This window comes from Actinomadura graeca, from assembly GCF_019175365.1.
In the GTDB taxonomy this organism is placed as follows: Bacteria; Actinomycetota; Actinomycetes; order Streptosporangiales; family Streptosporangiaceae; genus Spirillospora; species Spirillospora graeca.
In genome coordinates this window covers 8,449,491-8,473,193 of the sequence record NZ_CP059572.1, presented here as the reverse complement: position 1 = coordinate 8,473,193, position 23,703 = coordinate 8,449,491, and the positions used below count along the sequence as shown (strand labels likewise).

Below are 23,703 nucleotides of genomic sequence, written 5' to 3'. Positions count from 1 at the left end.
GCCCGGGGTGCGTGCCGCCGGTCCTGCGGTGCTCGCAGAAAAGCAGACCCGGCCGGGTCACGCGCCCCCTGCGGCCAGGGCCGTGCCCACGGTCAGCTCACCGGGGGCCGGGGTGGAAGGCGCGTGACCCGGCCGTGCCTGCTGGCGGGGCGGCACCGCAGCACCACCGGCAAGCACGCTGCGCGACACCAACGGAAGGATCACGATGAACCTGACCCCCGAGTGGCTGCCCAGCCCCGCCGACATCCAGGCCAGCCTCACCGATCCAGCACCGACCTGCCAGCCGGGCCGCGAGCTGGCCCTGTCCGCCGAGGAACTCGACGCCCACCTCGACCTCCAGGACGCGATCGCCGAGCACCCGCAGGAGCTGCGCATCCGGTAGCAGTCCGCGGCAGGACCAGGGCCCCGCTGCGGCAGGCGGGTCCCTGGTCCTGCCGCCTGAGGGCCAGACCACAGGACACCGTCCGGCCGGCGGGCGCGACCAGCACTAGACCGGCGTACTGGACCGCGCCGACGTCACACGCCCTGGCTACAGTCGATCTCATGAACACCTTTCTTGAGATCGGCCCGGCGGATCAGCCGGGGAACACTGTTTTCGCTGCGTTGGACGACGTGGTGAGCTGCGGCGCCGAGGCCGTCCCGGTGGCACTGGGCCGTGGCCGTCCACAGGGGGTCTTTCTCACCCTTGCCGTGCTGGAGCTCATCCTCCCGGCCGTCGAAGGTGTGCGGGGCCGGCCGTTGGATGTGGCGGGCCTGCCGGTCGTGCACGCCGGGAGCACCGCGGGCGCGGCAGCCTTCCTCGCGCCGATTTTGGAGCGGGTGTCCCGGTCGGATGCCGCGGGCGATCCGGTGGTGATCGGGTGGCGGGACCAGCGCGGTGTGGTGATCTCGGTCGCGTTGTTCGCCGAGGTGTACCGCGACATCGACCGCGCTCAGGCGGCACAGGTCACCGCCCGGCGCCTGGGGCTGGGCGACGACCCCGATGAGTTCCGCGCCGCCCAGCTGGCCGCGCTGTACGCCGACCTGGGCGTCGACCCCGACGAGGAGACCACCCGGCAGAAGGGCCAGGACACCGCGGGCCCGGCGTTGACCGCAGTCCCTCCATGGGAGAGATGAACTCAATGACCACCACCAGGCGTTGATATGGCTACCCCTAATCCTCCCTTCCGGATTGTTTTCAACCCGGCGACCGCCGCGGATCTCCGCAACCTCGCCCCCTCGGCACGAAGTGCCGTGCTGCGGAACTTCGCCGCCGCCGCCGATCACGGCCACGTCCCCGGCCGCCCCGCCGCAGCCGACGGCCTGCGCGAGGCGTTCGTGCGCACCGGCCGCGGCACGGCGGGCGACGCCACAGGTCTGTGCGGCGTGACCTACGCGGTGCACAACGTTCCCCGCCGCCCCGGCGTCTTCAACATCCTGGCCGTGGCGCCGGTCGCCGATGAGCGCGAGCTCGCCGCCCTTCAGCAGCGGACCCTCCTGCGGATCAGGCCGCACCATCACCGTTCGGCGCTGGCGTTCACGCCCGGCGTGAGCCACGACCTGCGGCGGCTGGAGTCGATCGGCGAGGGCTACCACCTTGCCTGGGCGGCCATCAACGCGCTGCGCACCGACGGCACAGGGGTGTTCCAGGGCCCGGATGTCAGCCTCGCCGACGGCGAGCCGCTGACGGGCCCGGCCGTCCCCGGCTTCAGCCCGGGCGCCGGAACCCCCCTCAGCCACGACCGGGTCGATTTGCGTGGGCTGCTGCGGATGCCGTTCGACACCCCGGCGCACCTGGCCGAAGGCAACCCTGCCCGCTTCGCGCTCATCTACAGCATGCTGCGGCCCCCCGACGGCGAGAGTTTCCAGACTCTCAACATCCACGCGGCGGGCCCCCTCAGATCCGCTGAAACCTACATCGACGCCGCGGCCAGGATCCGCGGGCACACCCCCGCCCCGCAGGCACAGCAGGCTGAACGTGCCGCCCGCTCGCGCGCTGAGGCAGCCCGCCGTATTTCCACCTCCGGGACCCCGCCGCGGCCTGTGAGCCAATCACCCACCCCGGCCGCGCCGCGCCCCCGCCCCGGCGACCCCGAACCCTCACCTCACCAATCCCGGCACCGGCGGTAAACGCCGCTCTGCCTCCACCCGGCGCCGCGGCAAAGGCGCATGCACGCACGCCGCCTCGGGCCGCACCCTGCGTTGTGACGCGCTCGCGATTGCCGTCTCCAATGTCTCACGCCATCGATGTCTGATCGCGGTCGTAGGCTGATTTCATGACTACTCCCCGGTTGTCTCAGAATCAGTTCTTCGTCCTGGCGTATTCAGGTCGCACGATCGAGGACTTCAGACGCCTGCCCGATGAGGCAAAGCGAGATGCGGCGGGCGTCATCACCAAACTCGCTCACGGGCGGATCCAGGGCATGCCACTTCCGGCTCTGCTCGACGATGAGCTGGCCGGTACCCACCGGGTCGGCCTCAAAGACGGCTGCGCATTGCTCTACCGATTTCATCCCGTGCCCGAGGGCTTCGACCAATTCGCCACCGCTCACCTGGTCGCTGCGGGGCCCGACGACCGGCACCTGCGCCAGCGGGCCATCCAGCGATTGCAGCCTGCGCCCGGTCATGTGTGGAATCTGGCCTATACCCGCGACTTTCTGATCAAGGACCTTCCCGCGCTGCGTCAGCACGACCAGCTCTATCAAGGTTTGCGCGAGACGATGGCCACGGTGGCAGGCCCCCATCCCCCGCGCTCTCACGATCCGCTGGCCAGCGACCAGGATGTGTATGTCACCGCGCTGAGCGCCACCGGCCAGAGCGTCCGCCAGGTCCCCTTCGACACCGCAGAGCAACACGCCAGCGGAGCAGACCCTTACGGGTTGCTGACCTACCGGATGCTGCGCCCACCGGCCGGAGTCCGGTCCAACACCCTGCTCATGGTCCAGGCCGCCCCTGCCGCCGCCGCCGACCTGCACACCGACATGCAGGAACGGCTGCGGCTCACCCAGCACCGGGACGCGCGGCTGCTGGCCGGCAACCAGCAGATCCGCGAGCGGCTGCTCCAGCAGCAACGACGCGAGCAGGCCGGGCGCAGCCGGTCGACCACCGGCTCGGCTCCCTCACCCACTCCGCCCGCCGCCGACGCACCCCGCGCCCAGCCCGCCCCTCAGCCCGCCGACAAGGCCCGCCACAGACCCGACGCCGCCGAACCCGGCCACCACCAGCGCCGCCAGTGACCCCTGCCAGTGCGCAGCACGGCCGAGGCCAGGCGCCACCCGACGGTCCCGCGCACAACCCCGGAGCCAGCGGCTTCGACGCTTTCCCGGCCGCGATCCACCAGGCCGATCCCGCCGCTTACTGTGTGTGGCGTGACCGGCCCGGCTCACCGGGCCGGATTGTCCCGGACTGCGCTGACACCGGCGGGCGCCGAGGCAGCGGGCGGTGCCGCCGCTGCGCGCCCCGGCCGGGGATGCGGCGCCGAGGCGGCAGCGGGTGCGCCCACCGGCCGCGCGGCGCCCTCATCGGCCGGCTTGGCGGGCTTGCCGCGCGGGCGGCCCCGGGGGCGGCGAACCGGTTCCCTGCGGCCCAGTTCCCGCAACTGCTCGGCCAGCCACCCGCGTTTGAGGGCGTCGGTGTAGGCGGCACCGTACTCCCGCTGGGTGTCCTGCAGTTCCTGCTGCAGCCGCTCGCATTTTTGCCCGGCCGCGTGCAGCCGCTGGAAGGCCTCCAGCTTGCCGTCCAGATCCAGCACTTTCAAAGCGGCGTCCTTGACCGGGTCCGGCAGCGCATTATTCGTCATGCCCCGCAGCGTATAAGACCACCCGCAGATCTGGAACCGCGTAGCCATTGTCAGCTGGCGTGTCAGTGGAAAAGCGGCGCCGGGGCCGCCGGGATCCGGCACCCGTGAACGGGCACGGCGGGCATGCAGAATTTTCGCCCGGGTTTCCGGCTGTCTCACCGGAGCAAGATATGTCATATGTCTGACATAACGTTTCGCGGGCGGGCTGCGGATCCTATGCTGCGGGAGTGGTTGACCATCGAGCGTCACAGGATGAGGATGATTTTCCGGCGGTGCCGGGCCATTTTCCGGCGCGGGCGGAGCTGCGCCGGGGTCATGCGGCAAGCCGCCGCCGTTGCACGCTCGGACCGCTGCGGCTGAGCACCGAGGAGTTCTTGGCGATCCGGCTGGCCGCAGAGGGCGCCGGAGGCCTGGCGCCCGGCGCGTGGGCGGCGCAGGTGCTGGTCGCGGTGGCCCGGCAGGAGCTGGCCATCGTTCCGGTCAGCGACCGCATGCGGGCGCTGGAGCTGGTGCTCGCGCGCGCCGATCTGGCGCGCGTGGGCGAGCTGCTGCAGCAGCAGTCCCCCGACCCGGAGATGCGGCGGCAGGTCGTGCGCGCCGTGGCGCGGGTGGAGGCCGCCGCCGATGCGATCAGCATGGCCCAGCCCGACCGGCGGCCGCGGCGGCCCGCGTGATCGTCAAGGTGATGCGGCGGCGCGGATCACAGACTCTGGAGCTGCTGAGCTACCTGTACGGGCCGGGCAGCCATCACGAGCACACCGACCCGCACCTGGTGGCCTCCTGGGACGGGCTGGTCACCGATCCCGGGCATGCCCGGCCGCATGAGTTCACCGGGCGGCTGGGGTGGCTGAGTGAGGAACTCGACCGGCTGGTGCTGATCCACGCCGGACCCGGCCGGCACGTCTGGCACTGCGCGGCGCGCACCGCACCCGCCGACCGGCGGCTGACCGACGCCGAATGGCGCCACGCGGCCCATGCACTCATCGACGCCGCCGGGATCGCCTCCCGGCAGGACCCGGCAGGCTGCCGGTGGATCGCCGTCCGGCACGCCGACGACCACATTCACCTGGTGGCGACGCTGCGCCGGATGGACGGCAAAACACCCCGGCTCGGCAACGACTTCCTGCGGCTGCGGCGGGCGTGCCAGCAGCTGGAGCAGCGCTACGGGCTGAGGCCGACGCCGCCGGTGGAGTGGACCGCCGCCCGCCGCCCCACCCGCGCCGAGTACGGCAAAGCCCAGCGGCTCGCCTACCACCTGGCGCAGCCCCCGGCCCGCCGCCGCGGAGGTGCCCGCGCGCACCCGGCCGGGCACCAGCCGGTGGCCGCCGCGCTGCAGACCGGCCCCTATCTCCACCGCCTCACCGAAAGCGCACCCCATGACCAACCCGACCCGCCCACCGCACACAGCCGACCCGCCACACGCAGCCGGCCTGGCGCCATGGCCGAGATAACGGCCCAATGGGCCCTGCAGAGCAAACCGCCCGGCATCTCCGACGACTACTCCATCCTGTACTCCAGCGACCTGCGGCTGCCCTACCGGGCGATCCTCCGCCGCTACCAGACCGGGATCGCGCCGGGCCCGGCAGCGCGGCGCGCCGAACGCTACCCGCGCATCACCATCGGCCCGCACCGCTTCGCCGGCCAGGACTATCTGGGCATCGCGGTGGAACGCTGGTCCGAGCAGCGCGACGGTGCCGGCCGCGACATCGCGGCCACCTCTTACTTCGCCCTCCCCCACGACCCGGCCACCCCCGCGATCTCCTTCCTCGATTTGCACCAGGCCATCAAGGGCATCTCCCTGTCCCAGCGCGCGGGCCAGGCCGCTCCTCCGGGCAGCGGGATCGTGCTGAATCTGCCGGGCTATGACCCGCAGCGGCTGGCCGAGCTGGTTGCCCGCCATGGCATCCAGCGGTGCGCCAGCGCCGCCGCGTCGCTGCTGGCCGGCAACGTCGACGTCATCGACGCCCGGGCACGGACCGGATACCAGGCCCGGCTGGAGATCATCGACGCCGTCGCCGCGCTGCTGCCCTATCAGCTGCGGCTCAACCTCGCGGCCTGCACCTGGGCCAGCACCAGCGACCACCAGATGCGGCTGGCCTTCAGCGGCCGCGCCCGCCCCGGCGCCCACCCGCTGGACCCTGCCGCGCCCCGCGCGGCGCCCGATGACCGGCAGGCACGCGACTACCACCGGCTGCTCACCTCGGTGACCGACGACCCCGGCCGGCTCGCTGCCGTCATCGGCGCGCTCGCCGAGGACCGCAGCCCGCAGCAGTTCACACAGCCGCACCGGGCACTGGCCAGCCTGCGCACCGCCGTCGCCGCGGCGCACCGTACCCACCCGCGCACCGGCCCCGCCTCCCCGCCGCAAGCCGCCCAGCACACCGCGGCCACCGGGAACAGCCCCGCCGCCGACACCTCCATCGCCACGCCCCGGGAAACTTTGGCCGACCTCGCAAGCCGGGCCGCCGCGGCCGCCAGCGACGACGCCAGCTTCCTGCTCGGCCTGCACACCGCCGGGCTGCACGTCCGCCTCCACCAGCTCGCCCGTCCCGACGGGCCTGCCGCCATCACCGGCTACGAGGTCAGCCTGCCCGGCGACACCGACCGCGCGGGCGACCCCATCTGGTATGCCGGATCGACGCTGGCCCCCGACCTGTCACTGCCACGCGTACGCGAACGCTGGGAAGGGGTCTTCCGCCCACCCGACCCCGTCGGCCCACCGGCAGCTCGGGCCACCGGCGACCCGGCGCACGCGCGGGCACAGGCATGGGAAGAGGCGGTCGGCCCGCTCGGGCAGGCCGCCCACGCCTTCGGCCACGACGACAGCCACGCCACCGAAGCCGAGCGGGCCGCCACCGCACAAGCCGTCGGCGACTTTTTGACCGTCGCCGCCGACCAGGCACCCGACCACATCCGCCAGCAGATCCTCGCCGCCGCCCACGCCTTCGAACGCGGTTCACGCGTCCCGCTGGAACGCGCCCACGGCGATGCCAGCTCCGGGCTGCGGCTGGCCACCCAGGGCATGAACGCCGCCGGGCAGGCGATGGCCAGCGGCCGCGAAGCCGCCGCCATGGCCGCCGTGGTGGTGGCCTCCGCAGGCGCCCTGCAAGCCGCGATCGGCTGGTACCACGCCCGGAAATTCACCGCGCAAGCAGCCTCCGCCCAGCGCGCCCTCACCCACCTGCAGCTGGCGGCCTGGCAGCTGGACCCCGCCCGGCACAGCCCCGACCCGCGTGCCGCCCACCGCCCCGACCTCCAGCAGACCGTGCGGGCAGTGCTCGGCGGCGCGATCGACACCCGATGGGTGCTGGCCGACCCCGCCTACCCAGTCCTGGCGACCGTCCTGGCCCGCGCCGGGCACGCCGGCGCCGACCCGGCACAGATGCTGCACTCGGCCGTCCTCGACGCCAACGTCCGCCGCGGCACCCCACCCGGCCCGCCGCTCACCGACGCACTGGCCTTCCACATCCAGCGGCGCCTGCACGCCCAGGCGCCAGGCCACGGCCAGCCGCCCCCGCAGCAGCAGCAGCCCACCATCGCCTCCCCCGACGCCGCACCCTCACGCGAGCAGCACTACCGGGACATCCTCCAGCACGCCCTGGCCGCCGCCCCAGGCGCCGTCACCGCTGAGCAGGTCATGGCCGATCCCGCCTGGCGCACCGTCGACGCCCGCCTGCGCCGCGCCGCCGCAGCCGGCCACCGGCCCGACGCCGTCCTGGCCGCCGTCGCCGCCCAGCCACGCGGCTTCACCGACGCGCACTCCACCGCCAAGGTCCTGGTCTGGCGCATCGATCAATGGATGAAACAACCATCGCAGCCCTCCGGCAGCGGCCCCACCCACCAAGCGCGGCGACGCCCCCACCGCGACGGCCCCGACGAGCCCCACCACCGCCATCGCCCGCGCTGACATCACCGCTCCCCCAGGGGAATGTAGATCTGGGCTCCCGGGCAGGTCAGGTGATCCTCCGGGCTCAGCTCCCGGCCCGCCTGGCGCAGCTCCTGCAGGCTGTAGGAGCCGACGGGCCAGTCCCCCAGGATCTGCGCCTCCGACCCGGCATATCCGGCCCGCAGCCGCATCGGTTCGGCATCACGGGGGTCGCCGAACCCGTGCCCGTACCGGGCCGGATCGGCGCAGTAGGGCTCGGGTTCGGTCAGGGAACGGGGGAAGAAGACCCCCGGCCCAGGCATCCGGCGTGCAGCTCGGCGTCTGTGTCCGCATCGCCGGGCTGGTCACCGGTCCGCAGCGCGCTCACCCGCAGCCCGCCGCCGGGCAGATCCTCGGTGACGGGACCCCCTCGGCGGCCAGCCGCTCGCGGATCCGCTGGTGCTCGACGGTATCGGACCGCTCCCGGCGCATCAGCGCCGCCTCGTGCGCCACCGACCCGCGGTATGCCTTCATCCTGGTCAGCCGGTCGAGGGCCTCCTGGTCCTCGCTGAACTCCCCCAGCAGGCCGTACTCCTCGATGGTCCATTCGCGGGCGATCTCGTGCGCGGCGGCCACCTGCTCGTCGGTGAGCCGGCCCGCCTTCACCGCCTGGCGCACCTGGTCGGCCTTCAGCCCCAGCGACTTGCGGATCTCTGTCTTGCTCGCCCCGGCCTGACACGCCATGAACAGCGCACGGGTCTGCTCCCACGGCGAGTGGTTGCTGCGCTGCTCACCGGCATTGGTCAGGTACATCGCGATGAACCGGTCGGCGTCATCGCCGCCGGCGACCAGCTTGTAGGGCACCTCGGTCACCCCGGTCTCCAGCGCATCGCAGTACCGGCGATGCCCTTGATGATCACGCACATGCCCGCCTCGCCGGGATCGGGGCGGATCAACAGCGGCACCTGGACACCGCGGTGCGCCAGCGAGGCCAGGAACGCACGATTCAGATCCAGGTTCTGGCGGGGGTTGTCGGGATCGGGCTTGAGCCGTGAAACCGAGATCATCGGCTGCTGCTGCAGCTGCTCGGGGGCACCGGCAGGCGGCTCGGCGTTCTGGCTTTCCGGTGGAGCCGTTGCGTCGACGGTCACGCGTCAGGTCCTCCTCGATCTCTGGGAAATCAGGGCGGGATGAGCGATGCGAAAGCCGGGTTGCGGTCACCGCCCCGGTAAGGCAGGCGGCGCCGCCGGACAGGGAGAGGGAGCGAGGACTCAAACAGCGGGAAACCAGGCGCGGCGGGCGGCGAAAACGCGCGTTTCGGTGTCAGCTTGCGCGGCCGCCGACGCGCGAAGCGGCGCCCACGAGGGGGAGGAGGGCATCACCCTCGTCGGCGGGCGGGTACCCTCCACCCCCGTCGATCTGGACAAACTCGGCGTCTACTGCCCGCCCCTGGTGCAGCTGTCTGCCGCGACCGACCGGCAGCCGGCGTACCTGCTGGCCTGGCTGCGGCTTGAGCGGACGGCCGAGTGGCGGGCCATCGTGACCTTCCCGCACGTGACCGGTGACCCGCCTGCGGCCCGCCGCCTGGTCTCAGAGGTCTCGGGCCGGTCGGTGCGGCCGCTCGAACCCCCCGCCGCCTACGCCGCGGTCCCCCGGCTGCGGCTGACCCTCGACGGCACGGTGGAACCGTGGGAACCGCCACCGCCCGGCGATCCCTGAACCGCTGGCGTCCGACTGTGGTTGCCAGCGTCATCGCTAGATCATGTTGATAGCTCGTCTGCTCGTAGGGCTCTGGCTTCCGGCCCAGAGCCACCGGTTCGGAGGGTTGGCCTGACCGGCCTGGTATAGAGGGCTCAGATCACCGCGGTCTCATCCCTGCAGCGGCTCACGACAGATGCTCGGCCATGCCATCCGGCAACCCATGAGGTCGCCGCCCATTCGCCGACTCGAAGCTGACCGCGCCGCCCTCGAACGCGGCGTCCCCGAAGTTGACCCTGCCGCCCTCAAACACGGCGTATCTGAAGCCGACCGCGCCGCCTGCGAACCGGGCGTTCCCGAAGTCGACGGCGCCGCCCGCGAACCGGGCGTCCCCGAAGGTGACCGCGCCGCCCTCAAACCGGGCGTGCCTGAAGTTGACCGTGCCGCCCTTAAACCGGGCGTCCCCGAAGGTGACCAGGCCGTCCACGAACCGGGCGTCCCCGAAGGTGACCAGGCCGTCCACGAACCGGGCGCCCCCGAAGTCGACGGCGCCGCCCGCGAACCGGGCGCCCCCGAAGGTGACCGTGCCGCCCGCGAACTGGGCGAACTCGAAGGTGACCGTGCCGCCCGCGAAGTGGGCGGCCCTGAAATCGACCGCGCCGCCCGCGAACCGGGCGCCTCCGAAGTCGACCAGGCAGTCCTCGAACCGGGCGCCCTGGAAGGAGATGCTGGCGTCCACGAACCGGGCGGTCTGGAAGGAGATGCTGGCGTCGGTGAAGACAGTGTCGTGGAAGTCGCCGCCGTCGAAGACGACGTCGGTGAAGTCGAGGTCGTGGCCTCGCCAGGAGATGGGGGCGCCGTCACGCAAGTGGTTGCCGATGGTGCGGATGATGGTGTGGCGGACCTCGCGGATCGCCCGGTACGCCGTGCGCGCTGCGGCGTGCCCGGCCGGGTCCTGGCCGTCGGCGGGGGTGTTGCCGGGGTCCGGGTCGTACGGGAGGCGCAGGAACGCGCACAGCACGTCGATGCAGGTCTGGCGGAACTCGCGAGTGGGGGCGTCGTCGGCCAGGCCGGCCAGGGCGTGCACGCCGCCGAGCTGGACCGCAGGGGTGGGGTCGCCGAGATGGGCGACGGCGGCGGAGAACCGGTCGGTGTTCTGCCCACGCTCGGTCAGCTCATGGGTCCGCCGCTGGCCTTCCTCGGTCAGCTCGTGGGTACGGCGCTGGGCTTCATCGCTTTGCCGCTGCCCCTGCTGGGTCAGTTCGAAGGTCCGTAACTGCGCGGCTTCGGTGGCCTCGGCGCTGCGCCGGGCCGCTTGGACCCCCTCGATCGCCGCCTGCGCGGACCGACGTGCCGAGGAGGCGTTGGAGGCGGTGTAGTAGATCGCCACCGCCGCCAGCAGCCCGGTGCCCAGGGCCATCGCCCTACCCCGCACCGTGTCCAGCGCGTCCGCCAGGTCCTTGCCGGTCAGGCCGCCCTTGCCACCGACCTTCACCCCGTCGACGTGCACCAGCCACCACCGGGCCCCCGGACCCAGCACCCACACCACCATCAACGCCACCAGCACCCCGCCGGCCACCAGCGCCGCCCGCGCCGCCCGGCCCGCCCACCGCGGCCCGGCCGCCACCGCCCGTCCCCCCGGTGCCGCAGCAGCCCGCTGTACCTGTGCGCGCCCGCCGACGCCGTCGCCTTCCTCTGGTCCGTCCGCCCCTGACTCATCCACGCCCCGAACCTAGGGAACCCGCCTCTGGCCAGCCCCCGGCTGCGGCGATCTGCCCACATTCGGACACCTTCATCGCCGCCTGCGAACTGGGCGAACAGCACTTCTCGGCGTGGACGCCGGTGCCGGGTCGCGGGACGAGAAACTCCTCTCCGTGACCGTGATGTGGCGGTCACGTACGGTCATTTCCGGTGGTGTGCGTGCTTACCTGGGGCGAGCCGCGCGGCACCCCCGGTGCGCGGCGCCCTGAGAAAGAGGCTCCCGCGATGAATTTGCGCCCCGCCCCCGCCGCGGTGTCGGTGTTCCTGCTGGCAGGAACCACCGTTGCCGCCCTGTCCTCCCACGCCGCCGCGGCGCCGAGCGGTCCTGCGGCCGCGGCCCGGCAGGCCGACGATGCCCCGTGCGACCGCACGATCGAGAAGAACCACACCTACAAGGCCAACGGCTACAGCTTCCGCACCGACGGGCAGGGCCGCCCTGAGCGCGCCGATGCCTTCAATCTGAAGGTGGTGCCGGCGGGCCGGGACACCTGCGCCAAGAAGGTCGGGCAGATGGGCGGGGCCGGCTACCACGGTGGTCACCTCATCGCCGCCAGCCTCAACGGCGTCGACATGCGCTACAACCTGGTCCCGCAGAACGGCACGCTGAACACTGGTTTCTACAACCACCAGGTCGAGGGCGGCACCCGCAAGTGCATCGCCAACGGCGGGCAGATACCGCGCTACGTGGTCAACGCCGTCTACCCCACCGGCACCACCGGGATCATCCCCGACCGGTTCGTCCTCAGCATCACCGCCAAGAAGACCGCCGAGCGGACCATCCCGCTGACCATCCCCAACCGGGCGCTCACCGACACCGAGAAGAAGGACTTCGGCAAGACCCTGGACGACGGGTTCAAGGGCGCCGGCTGCAAGACCTGACCAGCCGGGTGACCTGCCGTGCGCGGCCGGCTCCAGGCGGCCCGTTCCCTGGCTGCGTTATCGGCGTACGCCTGGGCTCCGGGACGTCGTCCACCGCCGTCCGCCATGGCGGGCCCGGGCTTCGGCGGTGAGCGAGAGCGGCCGGATTCGGCCGCTCTTTTGACAGATTCCGGGCGTACCGTCGTTGCAGTGGTGGTGCTGTCCCACCTGATCAGCGCCGCTGGAGATGGTCCTGCCTCCTCACAGGTGCCATCACGTGGCCACCCGCTCGGGCTGCCGCGAGGGCCCCGCTCCGCTGGCGGGGCCCTCGTCGGTGCGCGTGCTGCTCTTCTTCACGGTTCGGGCTGCGGGGGGCAGGTCACCGTTGCCTGAGCGGTGCCGCGGTACTACTTCGCCTCCTGCGGCCGCGGCTGAGGTGCACCCTTGTGGCGAGTTCCCCCCGTCACGAGAGGCTCACCATGCGCCGTGCTCCCGCTGCCCTGCCCGCTGTGGTTCTGGCCGCGATGCTTGCCGTCGCGCCGGCCGCGTCGGCTCTCCCGCCTGCTCCGCCGGATGCCGATGCTGCCCGGGCGCACCTCGCCGAGCTCACGGTCGGTCCCGAGGGGAGCATGGACGGCTACTCTCGCACGATGTTCCCGCACTGGATCACCCAGTCCGGGCAGTGCAACACCCGCGAGACCGCCCTCAGGCGGGACGGTGAGAACGTGGAGACAGACGCCAAGTGCGCGGCCGTGTCGGGCACCTGGAGGAGCCCGTACGACGGCGCCACCTGGACCCAGGCGTCCGACCTGGACATCGACCACATGGTCCCGCTGGCCCAGGCATGGAGGTCGGGCGCGGCGGCGTGGACGACCGAGCGCCGCAAGGAGTTCGCCAACGACCTGACCAGCTCGCAGCTGTGGACGGTCACCGACAACGTCAACCAGGCCAAGGGCGACAAGGACCCGGCGCAGTGGCTGCCTCCGCTGGCCTCGTTCCGGTGCATGTACGCCCGGTCCTGGATCGATGTGAAGTACCGGTACGGCCTGACGATCGACGCGGCGGAGAAGACGGCCTTGGACGGACTGCTCGGCTCCTGCTGAGGTGCTGCCTGGCCCGCCCGCGGTGGTTCTCGCCCTGCTGGCGGGGGCATCGCCGGCCGGCAGGGTGCGTGGCGCTGATGTTTCGTGAGGGCCCCGCCTTCCTTGGCCCTCGTCATGTCTGCTGGTCGCCTTGCGGGCTGCCGTGATCAGCGCGACGGCGGGCGTCGAAGGGCTCAACCCGCCCTCAGACACCCACGAGTGACCTCACCGCCGGTGATGTTGCCCCTGTTTCACGGACTCGCGGGTGAGGAGATCGGGCTCGACGGGTGGGTGGTTTCGAACTGTATCGGGCTCATGTAGTCCAGGGCGGAGTGGCGTCGGCGACGGTTGTAGAACCCTTCGATGTACTCGAAGATCGCGTTGGCGAGTTCGACGCGGGTTCGCCAGCTTTGCCGGTCGAGCAGCTCGGTTTGCATGCGCGCCCAGAACGACTCGGCCACGGCGTTGTCGTAGGGATCGCCGACTGTGCCCAGGGAGGGCAGCAGCCCGGCTCGGCGGGCGCGTTCGGTGAAGATCCATGAGGTGAACTGGGTGCCGTGATCTGCGTGGATGATCCCGCCCGGGACCTGTCCGGCGGCGCCGCGGGAATCGATCGCCATGCCCAGCGCGGAAGTGGCCAGATCGGCCCGCTGCCGCGAATCGATGGCCCAGCCGACCACACGGCGGGAGAAGGCGTCCAAGACCACGCAGCAGTAGAGCTTGCCCTCCCGGGTGGGATGCTCGGTGATGTCGGTAACCCACAACTGATTCGGCCCGTCGCGGTGGAAGTTGCGTTTCACCAGGTCGGTGACCGTCGCCGAGGCGGGGACCCGCTTGGCTCTGCGCCGCAGGGGCAGCCCCGCCAGGCCGGCCCGCTGCATCAGCACCGCCACCGTCTTGCGCGAGACGACGACGCCCTGCCCCTGGACGAGCTCGGCGCGCACTCGGGGCGACCCGTATGTCTGTCGTGACGCCTGGTGGATGGCGGTGATCTGATCGGTCAGCCACGCCTGGCGGATCGCCCGGGCCGACGGCGGACGGGCGCGGGCGTCGTAGAAGCCCGACCGGGACACCCCGAGCGCCAGGCATGCCTGCTTGACCGGGACGCCCTCAACGGCCAGTTCGGCCACCAGGGCGAAGCGGGCTTTTGGGGGCACCACCTTCTCGATCGCCGCGGCGGCCTTGTGTAGGATCTTGACCTCGTTCTCCAGCTCGGCGATCCGTGCTCGGGCCTGGGCCAGGGCAGCGGACTCGGCCTGTGCGGGGCTGAGTGACTTCAGACCACGGTCGATCAGGTCCCGCCGTTTCCAGCGGTGCAGGCACGACTCCGCGATGCCCAGGGACGCGGCCACGTCCCGCACCGATCGTCCCGACTCCAGCAGATTCAGGGTACGCCGACGAAACTCCGGCGGGTAAGGCTTGGGCACCAGAACGATCTCCTTGACAAGATCGCCGAACCCTACCTATCTCAACAACCGTGCCCGTCAAACGGGGGCAACATCACGGTGTCCGTGCAACAGGGGGAAGCTCAGAGCCTCCAACTCCAGGAGGGCGGCCATGCGCAACGCAAGAGCGTGGTGGCCCTGGCTTGCGGTCGTGGCGGCGGTGGCCGGCGTGGCGGTACTTGGGATACGGCAGCCGCCGATCACCGGACTCCCCCGGCGGTGACTTCAGACATAAGACTGATTATGACTGAAGGAGTAACGGCCGGTCCGTCATTTCCCAACGGCGGGTTCAGCACGGTTCCATCACGGTCCCAACCCGATGCGGGCCCCAGCGCGGGTCCGGCCCGATGGGTCGGCGCGGCGCATCGGACGGGACTGAGGTCCCGTCGCATCGATGCCAGGGGCATTCGCGTCGAATATGAGGTGTTGGGGTGCCGTCGGTGTCCATAGGGATGGCGCCAGCGCCGGACCGGGGTTGATGCTGTCTCAAGCGCCGCTCGGCGGCGCGGGTGCTGTAACAGGCATGAGGCGGCCTGAAGCGCCCTCGTCCGGCTCGATGCGCCAGTCTGCGGGGAGAACGTGTGCCAGGTTGCGGTCAGCCACGCTGGCCCCCTCGAAGTCGACGCCGGTGAAGGTCGCCCGGCTGAAGTCGGCGCGGCCGGTGAAGGTCGCCCCGTTGAAGTCGGCGCCGGTGAAGGTCGCCTTGATGAAGTCGGCGCCGGTGAAGGTCGCCCCGTTGAAGTAGGCGAGGCCGGTGAAGGTCGCCTCGGCGAAGTGGGCGGTGCCGGTGAAGGTCGCCCTGGTGAAGTAGGCGCCGGTGAAGGTCGCCCCGTTGAAGTAGGCGAGGCCGGTGAAGGCCACCCCGTTGAAGTTGGCGAGGCTGGTGAAGGTCGCCCCGTTGAAGTTGGCGAGGCTGGTGAAGGTCGCCTCGATGAAGTCGGCGCCGCCGGTGAAAATCGCCCGGCTGAAGTAGGTGCGGGTGAAGGTCGCCCGGTTGAAGTAGGCGGTGCCGGTGAAGGTTGCCTCGCTGAAGTCGGCGCCGGTGAAGGCCGCCCCGTTGAAGTCGGCGGCGCTGGTGAAGGTCGCCCCGCTGAAGTTGGCGAGGCCGGTGAAGGTCGCCCCGCTGAAGTTGGCGAGGCCGGTGAAGGTCGCCCCGTTGAAGTCGGCGGTGCCGGTGAAGGTCGCCTCGTTGAAGTCGGCTTCGTGTACGGTGCAGCCGGTCAGGGTGAAGTCGATGAGGGTGGCGCCGGTCAGGTCCACGGTGATGCCGGTCCAGGGTGTTTCGGCGTCGGGTCGCAGGTGGGTGTGCAGGATGCGCTGGGCGGTGAGGCGGACCTGGCGTTCTTCGTGCGGGTCGGGGTGCGGCCCGGTGGAGGGTGGCTGCGGCGCGGGGCGGCCGGCGCGGGCGGCCTGGTAGCGGCGGACCGCCTGGCGCTGCCCTTCCCCGTGGTCGGGCTGCTCGGCGGGGGCGGCACAGGGCATGCGCAGGTAGGCGCAAATGATGTTGACGATGGTCTGCCGGTGCCGCCGGTTGTCATCGGCCAGGCGTTCCAGGGTGTACAGCGCGGTCAGGCGGACCGGGGCCTTGTCGGAGCCGAGCTGCTCGGCGGCGGCGTTGTACAGCTCGGTGACGCGCCGTTCGGCGGTGTCGTGCTCGGTGTGGGCCTGGCGGCGGAACGCCAGCATCAACCCGACCGCGGCGCCCGCGCCCGCGCCCGCGGCTAATCCGGTGCGCACGGCCTCGACTCGGACCCGGGCCCGGTCGGCGCCGGTCGCCTTGGCATCGCGGTCCATCACCTGCCCGGTGGTGTGCAGCAGCCATCCTGTGGTGAACCAGATCGCCGCGCCCGCCGCCGCACCCGCGGCCGCCATCCAGAACCAGGCCGCCAGCGACCACCCCCGCCGCCGCACCCTCCGCCACACCCGTACCGGCACCTGCCACCCACCCGTCACGACGCCCCGATCACCGACCAGACCCCCAGCCAACGACGTACCGGCACGCGCCGCCGCCCGATGGCCACATTGGGCTACAACACCGCCGCCACCAGACACCTGGACCTGCTGCGGTCCCGAGCCAGGTCGGATGCGGCCCGCGCAGCCGGTAACCGGGGCCCTTCCCGAACAAGGAGCCGCACCGTGGCAGCGCTGCCCCTGGCGAAAACCAGAACCAGACATTGCGGCAATACGGTTTGCGGGCCCTGCGGCGGCGGATAATCCCAGGTAGAACGGCCCAATGGCGGCCACATCATCCGGGGGAACCGTGTTTGTGAGCGACGTGCTGGAACTTTCCGCCACCCGCCGAGACGCGATGGCGCTGCTGCGCGCGTCGGGCCTGGGCCAGGACCCATTCGGCGGCGCCGACGTCGACCGAACACGGCTCCGCCGGCCCGATGTGGACGCCGTCAAGCTGGTGCGTCTGGTTCCCGATGACGACGAGTCCACCGCCGTCGAACTCCTGATCGCCGCCGGGTACGACTACGAGTACGGCGCCGCGATCCTGGCGCTCTATCCGCCCTTCGCGCCCGACGCCGAAGGCACCGCCCTCGTCCGTCGGCTGCTCGCCGAGGCTGGGCTCCCCGAAACCCCGGCGGACGCCCTGTAAAGGCCGCCAACGGTCCAGGAGCATGGTGCTCCGGTTGCGTATCCGGAACCGGGGGCACCGCGGGCGACGCCCGGCTCGTCGGTTGCTACGCGTCGACGTGGTCCCATAGCCGAACGAGCGCGGCTGCCATCTCGGCGGCGGTGCCGGTCAGTTCGTCCAAGCGGCCAGCCGCGGCAGCGAGCAGGGCACGCGCCTCGGAGACGTTTTTGTGAAGGTCGTCAAAGCGCGGATCGGTCGGCTCGGTAACAGTGAGGGCCTGGAGCAGCAGCGTCAGTGCCCATGCCACGTCTGCGGCAGCACCACCGAGCGGGCCGAGGTCGGCTCGACGCGACCAGCCGCGTAGCGGACCACCGACCTGGGAAGCCTGCCAATGCAGCATTCCGGTCACTCCGGGCCCGGTCGCGCCGGATGCCTTCAGGACCTGCTGGCGTCCCAAGGGCAGGGCACGATCGTTGCCCTCGATCTCGATCATCCGCCCCTCGGCCATCATTCCGGCGCCGATCGCCGCGCCGTACAACGCGTTGGCCAACATCGCGGCGAGGACGTGCTCACCGCCGACGGCATCAGCTTGGGCGGCCAGCTCGGCATCGGTCGGCGGCTTGGCGTACGCGCCCAGCGCGGCCAGAGCAGCCGACACCGACGCGGCCGACACAACGGGAGGAGCCTGGGAGGAAGACGACGCGGCAGACATGACGGCACCGTAGCCGCCCGTTCCGGGGGGACGGGGCCGTGTTCACCAGATCGCCGTCAGCCATCCGGTTTCCTCAACAGGTCTCGTGGACGTCGCGCACGCGCCTAGTGGTGGATCCTTGCCACCAGGCTCGGATGAGGCGAGGGCTACCGGCCTCGGCCACTGGGCCGCACGATCGCGGCCAGCTCCCGCGCGCCGTGGACCCGCGGATGCCGCTCCACCACGTCCAAGGCCATCCGACGGATCGACGGTCGTCCCGCCATCTCCCCCGGTGCCTGCGCGTGCGCGGCAAGCAGCCGCTGTGTCGTCTGCTCCGGACGTCCTCGGAGCCATTCCGCGCGGGCCATGTCGGTTTCCAGCCGTGCTCGCCGCTCGGGAGTCGGGAACATCTCGGGACGCAGGCCCCGGCCCGCCGCGAGTGCTTCGCTGGCGTCGCCGAGCGCCCATCGCACCCCAACTCGGTAGAGCGACACCTGCGCGCGGTCGATGGGGAAGCGGGCCTTCACCGCCCAGGTAGGCGGCTGCTCGGGGAGCGTGCGGACGGCCGCCCAGGCATCCTCGATCATCTCCAGGGCCCGGTCGCGGTCGTCGGCCAACGCCGCGTTGTAGGCCGATGTCGCGAGCATCTGCGCGTAGGCGCGGGCTCGCGCCGGGTCTGCGAGCCCGGCGCGGGAGATCCGCGTCGCGGCATGCAGAGTGATCTCCTCGGCGAGCTGATGCTGACCTTCGTGCCGGAGGACGATGCCCCGGGTGCGTGCGGCCGACGCCAGAGCGACCGGGTCCTCTGACCGTTCGGCGTACAAGGTGGCCCAGTCCGCTGCGATGTGCGCCTGGCGGTCCACGCCGACCTTGCTGAGCGTCTCGGCCGCGAGGTCGTAGCAGGCTCCGGCCAGGACGAATCCGGCGGAGTCGCCGGTCTCTTTCGCGGCGTGACCGGCGGCGCTGAGCAGGTCCGGCAGGTCGGGCACCAGGCGGCGCAGCTGGCCGGCGTCCCACAACCGCCGGGCGCGCAGCAGCCGCCGCATGATCTGCTGCCGGTCCAGCGGCTGCACGGGCGTGAGCCCCTGCCCCAGCACCTTGTCCAGGGGAACCAGCGCCGACAGAAGGCGGTTGATCAAGGTGACGGCGTGGCGCTGGGTCGGTAGGGCTCGCTGGGGGCGGGGCGGTCGCGTCGGTGGCTGGGGGTTGAGGGGTCGATCATGCAGGTGGCGAAGGGGCCGTCGTGGGAGCGTAGTCGGCGCATGGTGTCGTCAAGGTGGTCGCGGTGCCACAGGCTGGGGCCGGTGTGTCCGCCAACGGTCTCGTCGGTGAGTTCTTGCCAGGCCAGCCAGAGGGCGTGGATGCGGGCGAGAGCTTCGGGGTGGTCCCACCAGTGGGTGCACCAGGGTTGCCGGGGGCTGATGCCGGTGATGTAGGTGGGGATCAGGATGCCGCGGACCCACTGGTCCAGGGCGAGGAGCTCTTGGTGTTCCTCATCGCTGCCGACGTTGAAGAGCAAAATGAAGGTCGGCGCGGGCGCGGCTTCGGGTTCGGCGAGCAGAGGGCTGGGCAGCGTGGTGCCGGGTTGAGCGTCGGCGGCGGTCGGCGGCGCGGGCAGGCCGGGGAAGAGCGTGGGCTGGTCGCCGACGGGACTGGGTGGTGAGGGCGGCTCGGGTGCCGGGGGTGCGACCGGCCCGTCCAGCTCCTCCAAGCGGGTTTCGTGTTCGGTCAGTCGTGCCGCCAGCCGGGTGGCGCGGGTTTTGAGGTCGGCGAGGAGTTCGGCGAGTTGCTCTGCGGCGACGAGGTCGGCTGCGGAGGGCCCTGCCGACGGTTCGGGGTCGTCGGCGGTCATGGTGGTGGTGTTGCGGGTGGGGTTGTGGCTGATGTGGGGCGGGCGGTGATGCCGGGTTCGGGTGGGTCGAGGGTTTGGAGGGCGCGGGCGGTGATCGCGGCGGTTTCGCGTTCGAGCGCTGCGCCGAGTTGGGTGGCGTGTGCACTTTGGTACCAGGGGTCCAGGGTGATCAGTGCGGGGCGGATCCCGGTGGCCAGCAGCACGGACCAGCCTTTGGGCAGGGCGCGGATGTCGGCGGCTTGCAGGGTGCGTTCGCGGCGGCGGGTGACGCTGGTGCTGGTGCCGCCAGGGCTGTAGGAGTGGGTGATCTCGGGGGTTTTGTGGCTGCCGATGAGGCGGCTGATCTTTTCGACGAAGTCGGCGTCGTCCAGGCCGGCGCCGAGGATTTTGATGGTGGCGGCCGACCAGAGGGCGTCCATGCCGGGTTCGCCCCAGACGGTGACGCCTTGGCGGTAGGACTGCAGGATGGTGATGATGGGCAGGCCGCGGCTGCCCAGGTGGGAGTACAGGGCGGGCAGGTCGGGGATGCGGCAGATGTTGGCGGCCTCGTCCAGGATTGGGATCATCGGGGGGTCGATGCGGCCGCCTTGCCGTTCGGCTTGCAGGATCGCGGCGCGGATGACGGCGTCGGTGGCGGCGGCGATGACGCCGGCTGCGGAGCCGCCGCCGTCTTTGGACAGCAGGTAGAGGGTGTCCCGGCTGCGGGCGAACTCGCGCGGGAGGAACTGCCGTGTGCCGGGTGCGGGGGTGACCCAGGTGGCGATGGCGGGGTCCAGCAGGCTGGCGGTGCATTGGCGGGCGGTCTCGTAGATGCCGTCGCGGGTGTCGGGGGCGCCGTGGATGGTGCCCTCCAGCTGTTTGCTCAAGGCGGGCATGCCGACCTCGTCGAGCAGTTCGACGGGGGTGCGGTCGGCGGGGAGCGCGAGCCAGCCGAGGACGTCGTTGATGGTGCGGCCGGGGGTGCGGGCGGCTGCGTGGAACAGGGCGGCCAGCAGGTTGGCGGCGGCGGCGAACCAGAAGTCCTTGCGGCCGGCGGCGTCGACGGTGGAGGCGATGAAGTTGCCGGCCAGGCGGCGGGCTCCTTCCAGGGTGGCGGCTTCGGCGAGCATGTCCCACCAGAAGTCCTGATGGGTGTAGGCGATGTTTTGCGGGTCGAAGGTCCAGATCTGGCCGGTGGCGGCGCGGGCGGCGCGGGTGACGGCGTAGACGTCGGCTTTGTTGGAGGTGAGCAGGACCGGGCCGGGGGCGCGCAGGACGGCGGGGGCGGCCAGCGCGGTGGATTTGCCTGACCGGGGTGCCATGACCGCCAGCGTGACGTCCTCCCAGGAGGCGCGGAGGGGTTTGCCGGTGGGGTGGTGGGCGCCGATGAGGATGCCGGTGTCGTCGGCGGCGATGCGGTGGGCGTGGGCCAGCGCGGGTCGCAGCCGGCGGGTCCGGGACCGGATGTTGTTGCTCGTCAGGGGGGCGAGGTCGGGCAGGCGGGCCAGGCCGGGCAGTGCCGACCAGCGGCGCCGCACCTGCCGGGCCGCTGCCGCTGCCGGGGTGGTGAGCGCGGCGATGACCGCGGTGATACCGGCCCAGAGCCAGCCGGCGGGGACGCCGGGCCACAGCGGGCCGGGGCCGTGGCCGAGCAGGGTGACCAGGGTGGCCAGGGTGAAGGGGGGCGGGCGCCAGTGTCCGGTGGCGGCCAGGGCGCCCAGGGTGCCGCCCAGCCAGCCGATGGCCTGGACGGCCAGGCCGCAGCCCATGATCGCCAGGATGACCCAGGGTGTGGCCTGGCCGCTGCCCCGGACCGGGGCTGCGCCGTTCACTCGGTTCCTCGCGGGGTTGTCCCTCTGGCCGGTGTGCCGGGTGGGGGCTGGCCGGGGTCGTCTGCGGCCGCTGGCCGGTGGGGTTGGCGGCCGGCGGCGGGGTCGGTGTTGTACAGGCGCCGTTCGGCGGGGGTGAGGTGCAGCCGCGCGGGGGTTCCGACCCGGTGGCCGATTTTGATGAGCAGGTGCCCGCGGGCGGGGTGGCGCTGGGTGGTGCCGTCGATGCCGGTGGCGGTGGGTGCTGCCCAGGAGGTCACCAGGGCGCGTTCCCGGTCGGTGAGGGGTTTTTGCTCGGCGAAGCGCTGCAGTTCGGAGGAGGGCATCGCGGCCAGGATGACGGTGTCGCAGCGTTCCATGAGGCCGAGTGCTTTGGCGCGGTCTTCTGCGGTGGGCAGCGCCGCCAGGTCGCGCAGCGAGTGGGTGATCAGCAGCGAGACCTCGCCTTTGGTGCGGCTGAGGCGGGTGATGGCGTCCATCGCGTCGACCATGCCGGGGCCGGCGCGCAGCGTGCGCCAGAGTTCGTCTAGGGCGAGCACGAGGGGCCGGTCGGCCAGGGCGAAGGCGCGGGCGGTGTCGATGGCGCTGTAGGAGTAGGCCCAGGTGGCCAGCAGCCCGGCGGCGATGACGGTGTCACCGGCGGTCAAGATGGCCGACAGGTCGATGCTGACGGCGGGGGCGTCCAGGTCAAGGTGGGTGGTGGTGGGGGCGTCGAACAGCCCTGCCAGTGGCCCGGAGCACAGGTTTTCCAGGGCGGTGGTCATGTGCCGGGTGAGGGTGAGGTAGGTGGTGTCGGTGCGGGCCATCAGCTTGTCCATGAGTTCGGCTGGTGCCTGGCGCAGGGTGGTGATGACGTCGGGGATGGTGGGGTCGGTGCCGCCGGCGGCCTGGACCGCCAGGGCGATGGCGGTGTGCAGGGCGGTGGATTCGGGGGCGGTGGGGCGGCGTGCCAGTCCGTGCGGGGTGGCCAGCAGCGCGTGCAGGAGTTCGGCGCGGCGGCCGTTGACCTCGGCGGTCAGCCGGTCGCGGCCGGGGCCGGGAAGGGTCGGCAGCAGCCGGCCCAGGGGCCCGGAGTCCAGCGGGTTGATCCGGTCAAGGCCGCGGCCGATGCGGACCACCTGGCCGCCGAGCGCTTGGACCAGGTCCCGGTATTCGCCTTTGACGTCGCCGGGGGCCAGCATCCGGTAGCCGTAGCCGACCAGGCACAGGCAGACCCTCTTGGCGACCGCGGAGTTGTGGGTGGTGACGCAGTGGCGGCCGGCCAGGAACAGTCCGCGGGGTGAGGCGACCTGGATGCAGCGGACGGGCCTGCTCGGCACCGGCTGCACGGCCACGACATACCGGTACCGGGTCACCGGCGGGGCGCTGGGCGGTGCTGGCAGCCGGGTGCCGGTGCGGATGCTGGCTGTGGTCGTAGCGGTGGGGATGCCGGGGCCGGGGCGGCGGGTAGGACGGCTGGCGGGGCGGCGGGCGGGGCCGGGGACCGGTGGCGGCGGGCAGCAGAGGACGGCGTGCCGCGGGGCCCCGGTGGGATCGGTGAGGGTGGCCGCGATGTGCGCGGTGCTGACCACGGCCGGGACCAGGTCACCGTGCGCGCCGGGGTCGGAGCCGGGGGGCGGGGGCCGGTGGGGGGCGCCCGGCAGGGCGGCCACGGCAGGGTGGTGGCGGGGCGTGCAGGTCAGCCACAGGTGCTGGGTGTCGGCGACCAGGTCGGCGCCGTCGTCGAACAGCACGCGCCGGCAGTCGCGGCCGGTCTGCACCGGCGAAGTCGCCGTCACCTCAGTCGGCTGCCCGTATTCGTCGAAGACCTGGTCACCGGCGGTGAGGGTGCGCATGGTCTGCCATCCGGACGGGGTGGGGATGGGGGTGTCCACATCCAGGGCCTTGCCGACGCCGGGCTGGCCGTGGATGAACACCCCCGGGTTGGAGGTCAGCCGCCCGACCCACCCGGCCGGGTCCAGGCAGACCAGTTCGCGGGTGAAGGGGTTGGGGCCGATCGGGACTCCTTCGGCCGGAAGTGAGGAGGCTTGCAGGAACGGGAAGAGCCCGGCGACCTCGGTGCTGGTGCCCAGGTAGACCGCGCCGCGCTCGATGTGGGCGGCGCGGCCGCCGCCCGGGCCGGGCCATCCGCGCCGGGGTGCGATCGCGTGGCGGTGCAGCGGCGCAGGCTGGGGCGTGGCGTCGCGAGGATCATGCTGGCCGGCCGGGGCCTGGAGGGTGCGGCGGTTGCGTGCCGGTCGGGGACGGGGCATGTGCGCTCCTTGAGGGTGGTGCCGGTGGGACC

23 protein-coding genes are annotated in these 23,703 nt (G+C 72.1%); 10 read left to right on the top strand and 13 right to left on the bottom strand.

What is annotated here, in order from left to right:
* The first annotated feature begins 205 nt into the window (after positions 1 to 205).
* The 3 genes from AGRA3207_RS37610 to AGRA3207_RS37600 all read left to right on the top strand — a co-directional run bounded on the left by AGRA3207_RS37610 (position 206) and on the right by AGRA3207_RS37600 (position 2,109).
* Positions 206 to 382 (top strand): hypothetical protein, encoded by a 177-nt coding sequence (locus AGRA3207_RS37610; RefSeq protein WP_231332131.1) that lies wholly within the window; start codon positions 206 to 208, stop codon positions 380 to 382.
* 161 nt (positions 383 to 543) lie between these two features.
* Positions 544 to 1,116 carry a hypothetical protein gene (locus tag AGRA3207_RS37605; protein WP_231332130.1) on the top strand — a complete coding sequence of 191 codons (573 nt, stop codon included), beginning with the start codon at positions 544 to 546 and terminating at the stop codon, positions 1,114 to 1,116.
* 117 nt (positions 1,117 to 1,233) lie between these two features.
* Complete coding sequence (locus AGRA3207_RS37600; RefSeq protein WP_231332129.1) at positions 1,234 to 2,109, top strand: hypothetical protein; 876 nt, start codon at positions 1,234 to 1,236, stop codon at positions 2,107 to 2,109.
* A 194-nt stretch (positions 2,110 to 2,303) separates the two neighbouring features.
* On the opposite strand, the gene AGRA3207_RS37595 is transcribed toward AGRA3207_RS37600, so the two are convergent.
* Complete coding sequence (locus tag AGRA3207_RS37595; protein ID WP_231336541.1) at positions 2,304 to 2,669, bottom strand: hypothetical protein; 366 nt, start codon at positions 2,667 to 2,669, stop codon at positions 2,304 to 2,306.
* Between the two features lie 30 nt (positions 2,670 to 2,699).
* Here AGRA3207_RS37595 and AGRA3207_RS37590 point away from each other — a divergent pair, with 30 nt between their 5' ends.
* Positions 2,700 to 3,215 (top strand): hypothetical protein, encoded by a 516-nt coding sequence (locus AGRA3207_RS37590; RefSeq protein ID WP_231336540.1) that lies wholly within the window; start codon positions 2,700 to 2,702, stop codon positions 3,213 to 3,215.
* Between the two features lie 146 nt (positions 3,216 to 3,361).
* Here AGRA3207_RS37590 and AGRA3207_RS37585 read toward each other — a convergent pair whose 3' ends face one another.
* Entirely contained in the window at positions 3,362 to 3,778 is a 417-nt protein-coding gene (locus tag AGRA3207_RS37585) for a hypothetical protein (protein WP_231332128.1), read from the bottom strand.
* A gap of 374 nt (positions 3,779 to 4,152) precedes the next feature.
* Here AGRA3207_RS37585 and AGRA3207_RS37580 point away from each other — a divergent pair, with 374 nt between their 5' ends.
* Together AGRA3207_RS37580 and AGRA3207_RS37575 are read left to right on the top strand one after the other, a co-directional pair.
* Entirely contained in the window at positions 4,153 to 4,452 is a 300-nt protein-coding gene (locus tag AGRA3207_RS37580) for a hypothetical protein (protein ID WP_231332127.1), read from the top strand.
* Complete coding sequence (locus tag AGRA3207_RS37575; RefSeq protein WP_231332126.1) at positions 4,449 to 7,685, top strand: relaxase/mobilization nuclease domain-containing protein; 3,237 nt, start codon at positions 4,449 to 4,451, stop codon at positions 7,683 to 7,685. Before AGRA3207_RS37580 ends, AGRA3207_RS37575 begins: the two co-directional genes overlap by 4 nt.
* A gap of 2 nt (positions 7,686 to 7,687) precedes the next feature.
* Here AGRA3207_RS37575 and AGRA3207_RS37570 read toward each other — a convergent pair whose 3' ends face one another.
* The 3 genes from AGRA3207_RS37570 to AGRA3207_RS37560 all read right to left on the bottom strand — a co-directional run bounded on the left by AGRA3207_RS37570 (position 7,688) and on the right by AGRA3207_RS37560 (position 8,794).
* A complete protein-coding gene (locus tag AGRA3207_RS37570; protein WP_231332125.1) occupies positions 7,688 to 7,966 on the bottom strand; it encodes a hypothetical protein in 279 nt (92 codons plus the stop codon).
* A gap of 61 nt (positions 7,967 to 8,027) precedes the next feature.
* A complete protein-coding gene (locus AGRA3207_RS37565; protein ID WP_231332124.1) occupies positions 8,028 to 8,516 on the bottom strand; it encodes a hypothetical protein in 489 nt (162 codons plus the stop codon).
* Positions 8,513 to 8,794 carry a ParB N-terminal domain-containing protein gene (locus AGRA3207_RS37560; protein WP_231332123.1) on the bottom strand — a complete coding sequence of 94 codons (282 nt, stop codon included), beginning with the start codon at positions 8,792 to 8,794 and terminating at the stop codon, positions 8,513 to 8,515. The genes AGRA3207_RS37565 and AGRA3207_RS37560 overlap by 4 nt, the downstream gene beginning before the upstream one ends.
* Before the next feature lie 169 nt (positions 8,795 to 8,963).
* Between AGRA3207_RS37560 and AGRA3207_RS37555 the strand changes: the two genes are divergently transcribed.
* Positions 8,964 to 9,362: a hypothetical protein gene (locus tag AGRA3207_RS37555; protein WP_231332122.1), complete on the top strand. Its 399-nt coding sequence runs from the start codon at positions 8,964 to 8,966 to the stop codon at positions 9,360 to 9,362.
* A 166-nt stretch (positions 9,363 to 9,528) separates the two neighbouring features.
* On the opposite strand, the gene AGRA3207_RS37550 is transcribed toward AGRA3207_RS37555, so the two are convergent.
* The gene (locus AGRA3207_RS37550; RefSeq protein ID WP_231332121.1) at positions 9,529 to 11,064 is read right to left on the bottom strand and encodes a pentapeptide repeat-containing protein; all 1,536 of its coding nucleotides are present in this window, start codon (positions 11,062 to 11,064) and stop codon (positions 9,529 to 9,531) included.
* Between the two features lie 263 nt (positions 11,065 to 11,327).
* On the opposite strand from AGRA3207_RS37550, the gene AGRA3207_RS37545 reads away from it, so the two are divergent.
* Positions 11,328 to 11,981 carry a DNA/RNA non-specific endonuclease gene (locus tag AGRA3207_RS37545; RefSeq protein WP_231332120.1) on the top strand — a complete coding sequence of 218 codons (654 nt, stop codon included), beginning with the start codon at positions 11,328 to 11,330 and terminating at the stop codon, positions 11,979 to 11,981.
* Positions 11,982 to 12,589: 608 nt separating this feature from the next.
* Positions 12,590 to 13,063 (top strand): GmrSD restriction endonuclease domain-containing protein, encoded by a 474-nt coding sequence (locus AGRA3207_RS37540; protein WP_231332119.1) that lies wholly within the window; start codon positions 12,590 to 12,592, stop codon positions 13,061 to 13,063.
* A gap of 230 nt (positions 13,064 to 13,293) precedes the next feature.
* Here AGRA3207_RS37540 and AGRA3207_RS37535 read toward each other — a convergent pair whose 3' ends face one another.
* Both AGRA3207_RS37535 and AGRA3207_RS37530 read right to left on the bottom strand, forming a co-directional pair.
* Entirely contained in the window at positions 13,294 to 14,469 is a 1,176-nt protein-coding gene (locus tag AGRA3207_RS37535) for an IS3 family transposase (RefSeq protein ID WP_231331942.1), read from the bottom strand.
* A gap of 504 nt (positions 14,470 to 14,973) precedes the next feature.
* Positions 14,974 to 16,422 carry a pentapeptide repeat-containing protein gene (locus AGRA3207_RS37530; RefSeq protein WP_231332118.1) on the bottom strand — a complete coding sequence of 483 codons (1,449 nt, stop codon included), beginning with the start codon at positions 16,420 to 16,422 and terminating at the stop codon, positions 14,974 to 14,976.
* A 331-nt stretch (positions 16,423 to 16,753) separates the two neighbouring features.
* Here AGRA3207_RS37530 and AGRA3207_RS37525 point away from each other — a divergent pair, with 331 nt between their 5' ends.
* Entirely contained in the window at positions 16,754 to 17,089 is a 336-nt protein-coding gene (locus tag AGRA3207_RS37525; protein WP_231332117.1) for a hypothetical protein, read from the top strand.
* Between the two features lie 85 nt (positions 17,090 to 17,174).
* Here AGRA3207_RS37525 and AGRA3207_RS37520 read toward each other — a convergent pair whose 3' ends face one another.
* From AGRA3207_RS37520 to AGRA3207_RS37500, 5 genes are all read right to left on the bottom strand, one after another.
* A complete protein-coding gene (locus AGRA3207_RS37520; RefSeq protein WP_231332116.1) occupies positions 17,175 to 17,780 on the bottom strand; it encodes a DUF6245 family protein in 606 nt (201 codons plus the stop codon).
* A 146-nt stretch (positions 17,781 to 17,926) separates the two neighbouring features.
* Positions 17,927 to 18,898, bottom strand: a complete 972-nt coding sequence (locus AGRA3207_RS37515; protein WP_231332115.1) for a hypothetical protein — start codon at positions 18,896 to 18,898, stop codon at positions 17,927 to 17,929.
* On the bottom strand, positions 18,895 to 19,611 hold the full coding sequence (locus AGRA3207_RS37510; RefSeq protein ID WP_231332114.1) for a DUF4913 domain-containing protein: 717 nt from the start codon (positions 19,609 to 19,611) through the stop codon (positions 18,895 to 18,897). The genes AGRA3207_RS37515 and AGRA3207_RS37510 overlap by 4 nt, the downstream gene beginning before the upstream one ends.
* Complete coding sequence (locus AGRA3207_RS37505; protein WP_231332113.1) at positions 19,608 to 21,422, bottom strand: type IV secretory system conjugative DNA transfer family protein; 1,815 nt, start codon at positions 21,420 to 21,422, stop codon at positions 19,608 to 19,610. Before AGRA3207_RS37505 ends, AGRA3207_RS37510 begins: the two co-directional genes overlap by 4 nt.
* Positions 21,419 to 23,671: a hypothetical protein gene (locus AGRA3207_RS37500; protein ID WP_231332112.1), complete on the bottom strand. Its 2,253-nt coding sequence runs from the start codon at positions 23,669 to 23,671 to the stop codon at positions 21,419 to 21,421. Before AGRA3207_RS37500 ends, AGRA3207_RS37505 begins: the two co-directional genes overlap by 4 nt.
* Between the last annotated feature and the right edge of the window lie 32 nt (positions 23,672 to 23,703).